Source organism: Micromonospora coerulea, assembly GCF_016598485.1.
GTDB lineage: Bacteria > Actinomycetota > Actinomycetes > Mycobacteriales > Micromonosporaceae > Micromonospora > Micromonospora coerulea.
Genome location: NZ_JAEMUW010000001.1, coordinates 1 through 13,378 on the forward strand (window position 1 = coordinate 1; position 13,378 = coordinate 13,378).

9 protein-coding genes are annotated in these 13,378 nt (G+C 73.5%); 8 read left to right on the plus strand and 1 reads right to left on the minus strand.

Annotated features, from left to right (window positions below; all coding sequences use genetic code 11):
* Window positions 1-176: 176 nt before the first annotated feature.
* Window positions 177-1,052: an aldo/keto reductase gene (locus tag I8N68_RS00005; RefSeq protein WP_200206910.1), complete on the plus strand. Its 876-nt coding sequence runs from the start codon at window positions 177-179 to the stop codon at window positions 1,050-1,052.
* A 740-nt stretch (window positions 1,053-1,792) separates the two neighbouring features.
* Here the strand turns inward: I8N68_RS00005 and I8N68_RS00010 are convergent.
* Window positions 1,793-4,204 (minus strand): M28 family peptidase, encoded by a 2,412-nt coding sequence (locus I8N68_RS00010; RefSeq protein WP_307812424.1) that lies wholly within the window; start codon window positions 4,202-4,204, stop codon window positions 1,793-1,795.
* A gap of 311 nt (window positions 4,205-4,515) precedes the next feature.
* Between I8N68_RS00010 and I8N68_RS00015 the strand changes: the two genes are divergently transcribed.
* The 7 genes from I8N68_RS00015 (at window position 4,516) to I8N68_RS00045 (ending at window position 13,358) form a co-directional block, all read left to right on the plus strand.
* On the plus strand, window positions 4,516-5,733 hold the full coding sequence (locus I8N68_RS00015) for a PP2C family protein-serine/threonine phosphatase (protein WP_234038287.1): 1,218 nt from the start codon (window positions 4,516-4,518) through the stop codon (window positions 5,731-5,733).
* Complete coding sequence (locus I8N68_RS00020) at window positions 5,730-7,586, plus strand: sensor histidine kinase (RefSeq protein WP_200206086.1); 1,857 nt, start codon at window positions 5,730-5,732, stop codon at window positions 7,584-7,586. The genes I8N68_RS00015 and I8N68_RS00020 overlap by 4 nt, the downstream gene beginning before the upstream one ends.
* Window positions 7,583-8,035, plus strand: a complete 453-nt coding sequence (locus tag I8N68_RS00025) for a response regulator (protein ID WP_200206088.1) — start codon at window positions 7,583-7,585, stop codon at window positions 8,033-8,035. Before I8N68_RS00020 ends, I8N68_RS00025 begins: the two co-directional genes overlap by 4 nt.
* Window positions 8,028-8,837: an inositol monophosphatase family protein gene (locus tag I8N68_RS00030; RefSeq protein WP_200206090.1), complete on the plus strand. Its 810-nt coding sequence runs from the start codon at window positions 8,028-8,030 to the stop codon at window positions 8,835-8,837. The genes I8N68_RS00025 and I8N68_RS00030 overlap by 8 nt, the downstream gene beginning before the upstream one ends.
* Before the next feature lie 226 nt (window positions 8,838-9,063).
* A complete protein-coding gene (locus I8N68_RS00035) occupies window positions 9,064-10,095 on the plus strand; it encodes a coiled-coil domain-containing protein (RefSeq protein ID WP_200206091.1) in 1,032 nt (343 codons plus the stop codon).
* An 87-nt stretch (window positions 10,096-10,182) separates the two neighbouring features.
* Window positions 10,183-11,685, plus strand: a complete 1,503-nt coding sequence (locus I8N68_RS00040) for a fused MFS/spermidine synthase (protein ID WP_200206914.1) — start codon at window positions 10,183-10,185, stop codon at window positions 11,683-11,685.
* A 71-nt stretch (window positions 11,686-11,756) separates the two neighbouring features.
* The gene (locus tag I8N68_RS00045) at window positions 11,757-13,358 is read left to right on the plus strand and encodes a serine/threonine-protein kinase (protein ID WP_200206093.1); all 1,602 of its coding nucleotides are present in this window, start codon (window positions 11,757-11,759) and stop codon (window positions 13,356-13,358) included.
* Window positions 13,359-13,378: the final 20 nt, after the last annotated feature.

Genomic DNA, 13,378 nt, shown 5'->3' on the forward strand with positions numbered 1-13,378 from the left:
CGCGACGCCGACCTGCCCCTGCCTCGGGCGCCTTGCCACCTGGGACACGCACGCAAGCACGGGGCAACACCCTCGCAGTGCTCACCGACGATAAGTAACGTAACAGTGATCTTGGCGTGGCACCATCGGGCACACGACCGACTGCGCAGGTCAGCGGCCATGACTATGTTCGTCCGATGCCTACTGACAAGATCACTGCGGCTTCGGCGGGTAAATGGCGGCTCGGCGACTTGACCATCAACCGGATCGGCTTCGGCGCGATGCGACTGACGGGCAGCGCCGCCTTCGACCTCGGCACGCCAAGTGACCGCGACCGGGTCATCGGCGTGCTGCGCCGTGCCGTCGAGCTGGGCGTGAACCACATCGACACTGCGGCCTTCTACTTCTCCTCGCTGCGCTCGGCCAACGAGCTGATCAACCGGGCGTTGGCGCCGTACCCCGACGATCTGGTCATCGCCACGAAGGTCGGTCCCGGCCGGGATCCGTCCGGCGATTGGTTGCCACTGGCCCGGCCGGATCAACTACGCGGGCAGGTGGAGGAGAACCTGCGCCAGCTCGGCCGCGACCACCTGGACGTGGTGTACCTGCGCCAGCACGGCCTCGACTCGATCGCCGAGCACTTCGGTGCGCTTGCCGACCTGCGCGACGCCGGCCTGATCCGGCACCTGGGCATCTCCAACGTCCGCCCGCAACATCTTGCGCAGGCCCAGGCGATCGCCCCCGTCGTGTGCGTGCAAAACGCGTACGGCATCGACAAGCGCATCAGCGACAAAACCCTCCGCACCTGCGGCGAGCAGGGCATCGCGTTCGTGCCGTTCTATGCGATCACCGGCGACAGACGTGAGGCCGGCGGTGTCGCCGCCAACGACGCCCTCCTCGCCGTCGCACGTGCACACCGCGCCACGCCCGCGCAGGTCCGGATCGCCTGGACGCTGAGCCGCGGGCCGCACGTGTTAGCCATCCCGGGTACGGGCAACCCGGATCACCTGTTCGAGAACGTGGCCGCCGGGGCGCTTCGCCTGTCCGCAGACGAGCTGGCCAGCCTCGAATAGCGCCACCCGGGCAGGCGACATCTCACTTACAAGGCGTTTGCCAAAGGTCGCAGCGTCCGCTGGCGTCCGCAGGGTTCGGCTCCGAGGCGACACCCGACGATACGCAGTCTCATCGCTGCCCTCCGGGTGGTATCCGATCGTGCCCGAGGCAGCGGATGCAGGCAATCGCTTGCCATCGGTCAAGCTCCGCAAATGGCGCGACAGGACGCCGAGCGGCCCAACCCCCGTACTCGCTCCCGCGGAACCATCGGCGCGGCCAGTGCCAGCCGCGGGTCCGCGCGCGGTGTGGTGTTGCGTCGCAGGTCAAATGCCGCGTCTGCTCCGATTCGTGCATGCCCGCCGGAAGTAGCGACGGCACGGCCCATGTTGGTCGAGTCTCGGCGGCCGACGCTCATGAATGACCGTTGCCTCCTCGGGTACCCGGGCTGCGAACGCGAGAAGGGAGGCTTGGGATGAAGGACCGAATCCTGCAGCGGTTGAGGAAGAAGGCAAGCACGATTGTGGTGCGACGTAGGCGCCAGGATGCCGTAATCAACAAGCCGACAAGCGCCAGAAGGCCCGGCAGGCGCTTTCAGTGACAGCAGGGCCTTGCTCCGCCCGCTGAGCACCGCCACCGGCAGCTTCTTCGCGGCCTGAGCCGTCCCGCGGTCGGCCGGAAGCTGACCCGCTCGGCCGCAAGGCGCCAGCGGGCGTTGCGCGGCGGCGGCCCCCGGTTCATCCCCGAGGACCGCCGCTGCCCGTCACAGCGGGTAGGTGCGAGCCACCGCCAGCATCTCGGAGGTGTGGGAGCCGACGATGCCGACGTCCGGTGGGCGGGGGCGGAAGCCGGGCACCCCGTCCAGGCCGTCGCTGGCGTCCATCGCGCGCAGGTTCACCTGGCCCGCCTTCGGGGTCAGGGTCAGCGTCACCTCGACGCCCTCGGGCGGCGGGGCGTGGAAGACGATCCCGAAGCCCCACCGGCCGTCGCGGGCCTTGACCGGTACGTCGCGGCCGGCCACCGTCGCCGACCGCACCGCCGCGGTGGTCGTGTCCACATGCAGCGAGGCGAGGCGGACGGGGCGCTGCGGGATCAGCCGGACCCGCAGCACCCGTTGGTCACCGGAGCGGGTGTCGGAGAGCACTTCCAGCTTCGGCGCGGGCAGGTTCGCCGCCTGCGCGGGTCCGGTCCGCAGCTCCGCATCGCCCAGGCCCGGGAAGTCGTCGGCGACCGACACCCGGCCGTCGACGTACCCGTCGGTCCACGGTTGCGGCTCGTCCTCGTGGCTGAGCCAGCGGGCCTGATCGGTGCCGGCGTCCAGGGCGTACATGAGGTGAGTGGGCGCCGGGTGGGCGGCGTCGAAGCGGTCCACCCGGAGCCCGACCCCGGCGAGGACCACGGCGGCCAGCGCCGCGGCGACGGCCGGCAGCGCGCCCAGCCGGCGGGCCCGCAGCGCGACCAGGCCGCGCTGCCCGCCGGCCTGCGGGTGCAGCAGGTCCACCACCGGCAGCGCCGCCAGCCCGAGCAGCACCGCGAAGAGCGCGGCGACGCCGCCCATCGCCATGCCGAGCGCGGGGAAGAGCAGCACCACGGTGGGCAGCAGGATCACCACGCCGACCGCGCCGGCCAGGGTGACCGCGAGCACCGGCCAGGGCCCGTCGATCCGGGTGGCCAAGGCCGCCAAGCCGGCGAGCGCGCCGGCCAGGGCGGGCAGGGTGGCGAGGTACGCCCCGCCGGGCACCAGCACCGCGAGCAGCACCCCGAGCAGGGCCAGCCAGGCCAGGCCGCCGAACGCGAGGGCGGCCGGGCCGGCCCAGCGGCGGGTCAGCGCGTACCAGGTGAAGAGGATTGCGGCGGCGAGCGCCACCACGGCCAGCCGGTACCAGACCGGCCGGTACGGGTCGAGCAGCTCGGCGTAGCCGGGGCGCAGCGCGGTGATCGCCGCCCAGAGCGCCGACGCGGCCAGCGGGGCGGCGACGACCGGCACGAGTGCCAGCCCGAAGCCGGCGGCGAGCCGGCCGGCGGTGCCCCGACCGCGCCGGCGCAGCAGCCAGCCGAGCACGCCGACCGCCGCCAGGGCGAGCAGCGCGAGCGGCAGGGTGAGCCAGCCGGGGTAACGGACCAGCCCGCCCGGCACCGGGAAGTAGGTGGCGTCGTGGCCGGAACGCAGCGCCTTCAGGTCGGTCCGGCCGAACTCGCGGGCCAGCCCGAGCGCGTTGTCGCCGTGCTGTTGGAGGCTGCCCCGGTCCATCGCCGCCGGGGTGTCCAGCGGGGTGTGGTAGACCGCGCCCCCGTCGATGTACGCGGAGTTCAACCCGACGAACTTCCGGTCCAGGAACGCGGTGAAGTCGGTGTCGTTCGGCAGCGCCCGGTAGATCTCCACCGCGAAGGAGGTGCCCACCGGGTGCGGGGCGGCCCGGCCGAAGACCTCCACCAGCTTGGCGTTGTTCCGGGACGTCTCGAACATGATCACCGGGCCGGTCGCGCCGCGGGCCTCGAGGTTGAGCACCACCCCGCCGTCGGCGGCCAGCGGATGGCTCGACGCGAACGCCGAGGCGCCGCAGAGGCACGCCTCCTCGGCGTCGGTGAGTACGAAGACGACGTCGTTGCGCGGCCGGGGACCGGCGGCCAGCGCCCGGGCCACCTCCAGGATGGTGGAGGTGCCGGCGCCGTCGTCGTTACCGCCCGGCCCCGACTGCACCGAGTCGTAGTGGGCGACCAGGAAGACCCGGCCGGTCGGGTCGGTGCCGGGCAGCCGGGCCACCACGTTGCGGACCCGGGCCAGGGTGGCCCCGCCCGCGGCCCCGCTGAGTTGCCCGGCCTCCGGGGCGACGGTGTCCTGCACCTCGGTCTCCAGGCCCAGGCCGCGCAGCACGCCCACGAGGTGCTCCCGGACCTGGTCGTTGGCCGGGCTGCCGGCGACGTGCGGCCGGGCCGCGATCACCGTGACGTTCCGGTACGCCCGGGCGGCGCTGAAGTCGGCGGCCGGCGCGTCGGCCGGGCGGGGCGCCGGGGTACGCAAATCGACCAGCACACCGGCGCCGACGGCAAGCAGCGCGGCGAGCGCGGCGACGGCGGCGAGCGGCCGGCGGCGGGGCCGGGCCAGCGCCCGGTCGGCCGGGCGGGCGGGCCAGGCCAGCGCCCGGTCGGCCGGGCGGGTGGGGGTTGCGCCCACGGGAACTCCTCGGGGGTGGGGCCAGGGGTGGCATCATCCTGCACCCCGCCGGCCCCGAACGGGACTCCGCCGTCCGCAGGTGGCCGGCGCGCGGGGCGGTGACCGGGCCCACACGTAACACCAGCCGCCCGCTTTGTCGCTATGCGGGTGGCGCGCCGGACCCGTCCCGCCGGTGCTGCCCGCGCTGGCACCGCCGTGTTGTGTGCGACCGTTGTCTAATACAGGATCAGCAGGGCACTCGGAAGGAGCCCGACATCACCAGCGAACTCCCGCGTCTCGCGGCGGTGACCCGGCCGCACCGGGGGGCCGGCATGGCCGGCTCCTCCGTCGTGCCCTATCCGCACGGCGGGCTCGGGCGGCATGTCAACCTGCCGCCCGGCGAGCGGCTGCGGGTGCTGCTGGTCGAGGACGACGAGGGCGATGCCTTCCTGGTGGGCGAGCTGCTCGCCGAGACCAACTCGATGATCGACCTGCTGGTCGCCACCAGTCTCAGTGAGGCCCGGCAGCGGGTGATGGGCGTGGACTGCGTCCTGCTCGACCTGGGCCTGCCGGACGCGCAGGGCCTGGACGGGCTGCGTCAGGTGCTGGAGATGGCCAGCGGCGCCGCGGTCTGCGTACTGACCGGCCGCTCCGACGAGCACCTGGGCATCGTGGCGGTCGCCGAGGGCGCCCAGGACTATCTGGTCAAGGGGCAGGTCGACGGGGTCCTGCTGACCCGGGCGCTGCGCTACGCCGTGGAGCGCAAGCGGGCCGACGAGAACGCCCGCCGGCTGCGCGAGGTGGAGCTGCGCCAGGCCGAGTCCGCCCGCCTGGAGCGGGGCCTGCTGCCCCAGCCACTGATGACCACCGATCAGGTGTCGGTGCACACGTTCTACCGCCCCGGCCGGCACGCCGCGCTGATCGGCGGCGACTTCTACGACGTGGTCCAGACCCGGCCGGACCGGGTCGACCTGATCGTCGGCGACGTCTGCGGGCACGGCGTGGACGAGGCCGCCCTCGGCGTCGAGCTACGGGTCGCCTGGCGGGCCCTGGTGCTGGCGGGCGTGCCGGACGACGAGGTGCTACCCGCCCTGGAACAGGTGCTGATGAGCGAGCGCCGGCTCCAGGAGATCTTCGCCACGGTGGCCACCGTCCGGCTCGACCTGGCCGCCAACCGGGCCACCGTGCGGCTCGCCGGCCATCCGCCGCCGCTGCTGCTCAGCGGGGACAAGGTCGCGCCGGTGCCAGCCAGGGGCGGTCTGCTGCTCGGCGTACGACCGCGCCGGCCCGTTGCCTTCGATCTGGAGTTCGACAGTGATGACTGGTCCCTGCTGATGTACACCGACGGCCTGATCGAGGGTCGGGTGGGCAGCGGCGACGACCGGCTGGATGTGCCGGGACTGACCGACCTGCTCGCCGACCCGGCCAACCGGGCGGTGCCCCTGGCCGAGTTGCCGGCCTGGCTGGTCGGCCGCGCGGAGCAGCTCAACGGTGGCCCGCTGGCCGACGACGTCGCGATGCTGCTGGTCGCCCGGGGCGGTGGCCGGTGACGCCGGATCGCCAGGGGTGGACCCTGCGTCGTCGCGTCGTCGCGCTGCTCACCGTGGTGCTGGTGCTGCTGCTCGGGCTCGCCGCGGCGGAGGCCGCGGTGGCGGCGAAGAACCGGCAGAACATCGACGCCGTCCTGCTCAAGACCGGTCCGTTGCGGGTGCAGGGTCAGGAGCTGCTGAGCGCGCTGCTCGACCAGGAGACCGCCGTCCGCGGGTACGCGGTGAACGGCGACCGCAACGACCTGGCCCCGTACGAGTCCGGTCTGCGGCGGGAGCGGGACACGGTCGCCGCGATGGAGAAGGTGGCCGCCGGCTACCCGGGTGTCCTGCGGGAGCTGCGGGTCGTCGAGGAGCAGGCGGCGCAGTGGCGGACGAAGGTGGCCGAGCCGGTCATCACGACGACCCAGCGCAGCGGCCCGGCCGCCGGGCAGGCGCTGATCACCGACCAGACCCGGCAGCAGTTCGACGGCATCCGCAACGCGGTGGACGAGCTCCAGGACGAGATCCTCGTCGTCCGGCAGCAGACCGCCGACCGGGTCAACCGGACCGGCAACATCCTGGTCGTCCTGCTGATCGTCGCGGCCCTCGTGGTGGCGGTCGCCGGCGCGGTCATGCTGCTCTCGCTGGACCGGATCCTGATCCGGCCGCTGGCCGGGCTGGCGGGGCAGGTGCGGGAGGTCGCCGCGGGCAACTACCAGCACCACATCGAAGGGTCGGGGCCGCCGGAGTTCCGCCAGCTCGCCGACGACATCGACGGCATGCGGCAGAAGATCGCCCTGGAGCTCGCCGAGGTTCGCGAGGCCCGGGAACGCATCGAGTGGGTCAACAGCCAGCTGCAGAAGCAGGCCGAGGAGCTGACCCGGTCCAACCGTGACCTGGAGCAGTTCGCCTACGTCGCCTCGCACGACCTGCAGGAGCCGCTGCGCAAGGTGGCCAGCTTCTGCCAGCTGCTCCAGCGCCGGTACGCCGGCCAGCTCGACGAGCGGGCCGACCAGTACATCGCCTTCGCCGTGGACGGCGCCCAGCGGATGCAGCGCCTGATCAACGACCTGCTCGCGTTCTCCCGGATCGGCCGGCTCACCACCGGCTTCACCGAGGTCGACCTGAACAAGGTGATGGGCGACGTGGCCGGTCAGACCGAGGCCGCCCGGCAGTACACCGACGCCGAGCTGACCTGGGAGGGTCTGCCGGTGATCCGCGGCGAGGAGCCGCTGCTGACCAACCTGCTGGCCAACCTGGTCAGCAACTCGATCAAGTTCCGCCGTCCCGACGTGCCGCCGAAGGTGCACGTCTCCGCCCGGCTGGTCGGCGACGAGTGGGAGATCAGCTGCCAGGACAACGGCATCGGGATCGAGCCGGAGTTCGCCGACAAGATCTTCGTGATCTTCCAGCGGCTGCACGCCAAGGACGCGTACCCGGGCACCGGCATCGGCCTGGCCATCGTCAAGAAGATCGTCGAGTACCACGGCGGCCGGGTGTGGGTGGACACCGGCACCGCGGAGGGTACCGCGATCCACTTCACGCTGCCCGCCCTCCCCGAGGACGTCGAGGCGGCCCGTGCGGCGACGGAGTCGGGCGCGACGGCGGCGGACGAGGCGGACGGAGCGGACGCGACCGTGGCGGGCGCGGCGGACGGGACCGTGGCGGGCGCGGCGGAGGGCACCGCGGCGGACGCGACGACGGCCGGCGCGACCACGGCGGGCGCGGGGTCGACCGTGGCCGCGGGCGGCGACGGCGCGGACGAGGAGCCCACCCCGGTCGGTCGGCAACCGGGCGGGTCGGTACGCGGCGAAATGGCCGGCGGCACCGCCGGAGACGGTACAACGGGTGGCATGAAGGAGGCGGTGGGATGACCGCGCCGGCAGACGGCAAGAGCCCGATCGAGGTCCTGCTCGTCGAGGACGACCCGGGCGACGTGCTGATGACCCAGGAGGCGTTCGACGAGCACAAGCTCCGCAACCGGCTGACCGTCGTCTCGGACGGCGCCGAGGCCCTGGCGTACCTGCGCCGGGAGGGCCAGTACGTCGACGCGGTGGTCCCCGACCTGGTCCTGCTCGACCTCAACCTGCCCCGGCGGGACGGGCGGGAGGTGCTCGAGGAGATCAAGAAGGACGAGCAGCTCTGCCGGATCCCGGTCGTGGTGCTCACCACCTCGCAGGCCGACGAGGACATCCTGCGCAGCTACCAGCTGCACGCCAACGCCTACGTGACCAAGCCGGTGGACTTCGAGCGCTTCATCTCGGTGGTCCGCCAGATCGACGAGTTCTTCGTCAGCGTGGTCAAGCTGCCGCCGCGTGGGTGACCCGCTGCTCGACGACGTCGGCGAGCTGCTGCGGCAGGCGGCGGCGCAGGTGGTGGTGCCACTGTTCCAGCGGCTCGACGCGGCCGACATCGCCGAGAAGGCCCCCGGCGAGGTGGTCACCGTCGCCGACCGCCGGGCCGAGGAGCTGATCTCCGCCGGGCTGCGAAAGCTGCGCCCCGGCTCCATGGTGGTCGGCGAGGAGGCCGTCGCCGACGACCCGGAGCTGCTGCGGCACCTGCGCGGCGCCGGTGACGTCTGGCTGGTCGACCCGGTCGACGGCACCTCCAACTTCGCCGCCGGTCGACGGCCGTTCGCGCTGATGGTGGCGCTGCTCACCGACGGCGTGCAGGTGGCCTCCTGGGTGTACGACCCGCTGGCGGACAACCTCGCCAGCGCCCTGGCGGGGGAGGGCACCCGCCTGGACGGCACGCGGGTGCGGACGGCGGGCCCGGTGCCGGCGGTCGACGCGCTGCGCGGCACGGCGATGACCCGCTTCCTGCCGCCTGACGCGCGGCGGGCCGTCGAGGCGGGCGGCCGCCGGATCGGCGAGCTGCTCCCCGGCCAGCACTGTGCCGGCCGGGAGTACCTCGACATCCTCACCGGCGAGCAGCACTTCGTCCTCTTCTGGCGGACCCTGCCGTGGGACCACGCGCCGGGCACCCTGCTGGTCCGGGAGGCCGGCGGGGTGGCGCGCTGCTTCGACGGCACCGACTACCACCCGGCCGACGACGGCCGGGGCCTGCTGGTGGCGGCGAGCGATGAGGTCTGGACCGAGGTCCGGGCCGCCCTGCTCGACGGCTGACCGGCCCGTCCGCCCGGCCGGCGGGGCAGCGCCGGTGACGCCTCCGCGACAGTGCCGACACGCTGTGTCGATGGTTCGCGTCGGGGGAGGTCGGGGGCCTGGCGCAACCGGCGCGGTCCGGTATCGTGACCGGCGGTTTCCGCCAGCAGGCCGCCGTCCGGCGCCGGCGGAGCCGCCGCCGCGCAGTGGTCCCCGGGGGGCCGGCGGTCGACGGAAGGACGCTTTCGTGCCCAGGACCAGGCTCAACCGGCGGCGGGTCCGCCGGTCGTTGCTCGCCCTGCTCGCCGCGACGGCCGTGCTGCTCGGCGCGGGCCTCGCCCCGGGCGCGGCCACCGCCGCGCCGGGCAGCACGCCCGACGAGGGCGGGAGCAAGCAGCTCCGCGCGGCGCTCGACGCGGCCGCCCGGGGCCACATCGAGGCCAAGGCCCGGCTGGACAACTCGAAGCGCCGGCAGGTGGCGCTGACCGGGCAGCTCAGGCAGGTCGAGCTCCGTCTGACCGAACTGAACTCGCAGGTCGCCCAGGTGGCCGCGCAGTCCTACCGGGTGGGCCGGCTGACCCCGGTGTCGATGCTGCTCGCCAGCGCCGACCCGAACGCGTTCCTCAAGCGGGCCGCCGAGCTCGACGTGATGGCCCAGCGGGACAGCAAGCGGCTGCACGCGCTCGCCGACGCCAAGGCCGAGGCGGCCCGGGCCAAGGCGGCGATCGACATCGAGGTGCGCGAGCAGCAGAAGCAGCTCGCCGTGCTGGCGAAGAAGAAGCGGGACGCGGAGATCGCGCTGGCCAAGGTCAGCTCGGGCAGCAGCTCCGGGTTCAGTGGCGGCTCGGCGTCGGCCCGGCCTGCGCCGCGCAACTCGGACGGCTCCTGGCCGTCGGAGTCCTGCTCCGTCAACGACCCGACCACCTCGGGCTGCATCACCCCGCGCACCCTGCACGCGCTCCAGCAGGCCCAGGCGGCCGGCTACAAGCGCTACGTCTCGTGCTTCCGCAGCGGCGGCGACGGCGAGCACCCGAAGGGCCGGGCCTGCGACTTCTCCGCCGCCACCGGCGGCTTCGAGGATGTGTCGGCCACCGGCGGGGACAAGGCGTACGGCGACAGCTTGGCCAACTACTTCAAGAACAACGCGAGCCGGCTCGGCGTGATGTACGTGATCTGGTACCGGCAGATCTGGATGCCGAACACCGGCTGGCGGTCGTACAGCGGCGGGGGCAGTCCCGCCGCCGACCACACAAACCATGTTCATCTTTCGATGTACTGACCCGGTCCGCCGGGCACGCTGCGTAGCATCGCGACGGTGAGCAGCTCATCCCCCGAAGTCGTGGCGGGGTCCGCGCCGACCGCGCCGATGCCGTCCACAGCCCTGCCCAACGGGCTCGCCGCGTTTCTGGTGTTCCTCTCCAGTGGGGCCGTGCTGGTCCTGGAGACCGTCTCGCTCCGCCTGGTCGGCCCGTACGTCGGGGTGACCCTCCAGGTGACCAGCTCGGTCATCGGCATGGCGCTGGCCGCGATCGCGTACGGGGCCTGGATGGGCGGGTTCCTGGCCGACCGGCGGGACCCGCGCGCCCTGCTGGCCCCGGCCCTGGTGCTGGCGGGCGTCGCCACCGCCGTCACCCTCCCCGTCGTCCGCTACGCCGGTGAGGTGCTGCGCGGAGGCGCGGCGAGCGCCGTACTGCTGCTCACCGCGGTGGCGGTGCTGGTGCCGGCGGCGCTGCTCGCCGGGATCACCCCGCTGGTGGTGAAGCTCCAGCTCGCCGACCTGCGCCGCACCGGCCAGGTGGTCGGTCGGCTCTCCGGAATCGGCACGCTGGGCGGCATCACCGCCACCCTGGTCACCGGCTTCGTGCTGGTGGCGGCGCTGCCCAGCACGGTGATCGTGCTCGGCCTGGCGGTGCTGCTCGGGGCCACCGGGCTGGCGCTCGGGGTGTACCTGCGGCGGCGGGCGGGGACCGGGCTGCCCGGTCCGTCCCGGGCGAAGGCGGCCCTGGCGGCGCTCGGCCTGGCCGGCGCGGGGCTCGCCGCCGTCGCGCCGAACCCGTGCGACGTGGAAACCGCGTACCACTGCGCGAAGGTCGAGGTGGACCCGCAGTGGGCGCAGGGGCGCACCCTCTACCTCAACTCGGCCGAGCACTCGTACGTGGACCTGGCCAACCCGACGCACCTGAAGTACGCGTACACCCAGTGGATGGGCCTGGTGGCCGACGCGGCGGCGCCGAAGGGGCAGCGGCTGGACGCGCTGCACCTGGGCGGCGGCGGCTTCACCATGCCGCGCTACCTGACCGCCACCCGGCCGGACACGGACAACCTGGTGTTCGAGATCGACGGCGGCCTGGTCGAGCTGGACCGGCGGGAATTGGGCGTGCGGACCGGCCCGCGGCTGCGCGCGGTGGTCGGCGACGCCCGGGTGCTGCTCGACGCCGAGCCGGCCGACAGTCGGGACCTGATCGTCGGTGACGCCTTCGGTCATCTGGTGGTGCCCTGGCACCTGGCCACCCGGGAGATGGCCGCCGAGATCCGCCGGGTGCTCCGGCCGGGCGGGATCTACGTGCAGAACGTCATCGACTACCCGCCGGGCCGCTTCATCCGGGCGGAGCTGGCCACCGTGGCCGCCGAGTTCCGGCACGTCGCGCTGATCGCCCCGCCGGGCGCGATCGCCGGCCAGTACGGCTCGAACTTCCTCATCGTCGGCTCGGACGCGCCGTTGCCGCTGGACCGGATCCGGCTCGGACTGCCGATGCTGCCCGAGCCGGCGGGACTGCTGCATGACACCGAGCTCGCCGCGTACGTCGGGGACGCGCTGGTGCTGACCGACGACTACGCCCCGGTGGACCAACTGCTCGCGACCGCCTGATCGGGTGACTTATGTGACCGATTCCGACTGGTCAGGTGTAGGTGGGACCACCCCGGGCAACTGGACTGACCATGGGTGCAGCACAGAGGGGCGGCGCGCAGCTGCTGGATGAGCGGTACCGGCTGATCGAGCAACTCGGTGCGGGCGGCATGTCGGTGGTGTGGCGCGGCTACGACGAAGTGCTCGGCCGCCAGGTGGCGGTCAAGGTGCTGGCCTCCCGGCTCGCCGCCGACAAGGCGTTCCGGCACCGGATCCGGATCGAGGCGCAGGCCGCCGCACGGCTCTGCCACCCCAACATCACCAACGTGTACGACTACGGCGAGTCCGAGCAGGGCGGCCTGACCGTGCCGTACGTCGTCATGGAGCTGGTCGACGGCGGCCCGCTGAGCAGCCGGCTGGGCCGCGGCGGGCAGCTGCCCTGGCGCGAGGCGGTGGTCATCGGCGCGGAGGTCGCCTCGGCGCTGGCCGCCGCGCACGCCCGCGGCGTCGTGCACCGGGACGTCACCCCGGGCAACGTCATGCTCACCCCCACCGGCGTGAAGGTCGTCGACTTCGGCATCTCGGCGCTGGTCGGGGAGAGCGAGAAGGGGCCGGACGGCGCCCTGCTCGGCACTCCCGCCTACCTCGCCCCGGAGCGGCTCGACAACGGCCAGGTCTCGCCGGCCACCGACGTCTACGCGGTCGGTCTGCTGCTGTACCGGATGCTCACCGGCCGGCTGCCCTGGCAGGCCAGCACCACCACCCAGATGCTCCGGGCGCACATGTACAACGACCCGGACCCGATGCCGCCGGTGGTCGGCCTGCCCGCCGAGGTCGAGGAGCTGGTCCGGCGCTGCCTGGCCAAGCGTCCCGCGGACCGGCCACCGACCGCCGAGGTGGCCCGGACGCTCGCCGACGTGGCCGGCATCGCGGCGATCGTGCCGGTCTCCCCGGCGCTCGGCCAGTTCGACCCGACGCTGCTGGAGAACGCCGGAACCACGATTCTGCCCTGGTCCTCGGCGACCGACGCGCTGCCCTTCTCGATCGGGCGGACGCGCACCCGCCGGGCGGCGGCGCGGCGGCGCAAGGTCGAGGCCGGGGTGGCCGCGGCGGGCCTGGTCGCGGTCACCGCCGCCATGTGGGGGCTGACCGCGCGGAGCCCGGCCAGCGGTGGGGCGGAGCCCATCGAGGCCCGGATGGGGCTGCCCCAGCCGGCGCCGTGCGAGGTCGACTACGCGCTGCGCCGGGACTCCGGGCGGGACTTCTCCGCCGAGCTGACCCTGACCAACACCGGTGACCGGGAGCTGCGGGACTGGCGGATGAGCTTCACCTTCCCCGGCCGGCAGACCGTGACCAGGGCCGAGCCGGCAGTGCGGCAGCAGGGGTCGGACGTGCTGGTGCAGCCGCCTGCCGCGGACGCCGCACTGGCCCCGGGGGCGTCGAAGAAGGTCGCGCTCAGCGGCCGTTACACCGGGAACAACCCGCTGCCGGTCGAGTTCAAGGTGGGCGAGACCGCCTGCCGGGTGCAGGTCTCCGGGGTGGCCGGGTCGACGCCCACCACCGCGCCGCCGACGACCAAGCCGTCGCCGAAGACCAGCACGGCGAAGAGCGGCGGCGGGTCGGGAAGTTCCGGTGGCGGGAAGGCCGATAGGCCGAGCAAGGGCAGGGACGGTGGCAAGGGAAAAGGAAAGTGACCAAGGGGAAGGGGGGTGAC

Excerpts from the sequence above, each read along its gene's own strand:
- I8N68_RS00005 (WP_200206910.1), top strand. The coding sequence starts at position 177 with ATGCCTACTGACAAGATCACTGCGGCTTCGGCGGGTAAATGGCGGCTC.
- I8N68_RS00015 (WP_234038287.1), top strand. The coding sequence starts at position 4,516 with ATGGCCGGCTCCTCCGTCGTGCCCTATCCGCACGGCGGGCTCGGGCGG.
- I8N68_RS00025 (WP_200206088.1), top strand. The coding sequence starts at position 7,583 with ATGACCGCGCCGGCAGACGGCAAGAGCCCGATCGAGGTCCTGCTCGTC.
- I8N68_RS00040 (WP_200206914.1), top strand. The coding sequence starts at position 10,183 with ATGCCGTCCACAGCCCTGCCCAACGGGCTCGCCGCGTTTCTGGTGTTC.
- I8N68_RS00045 (WP_200206093.1), top strand. The coding sequence starts at position 11,757 with ATGGGTGCAGCACAGAGGGGCGGCGCGCAGCTGCTGGATGAGCGGTAC.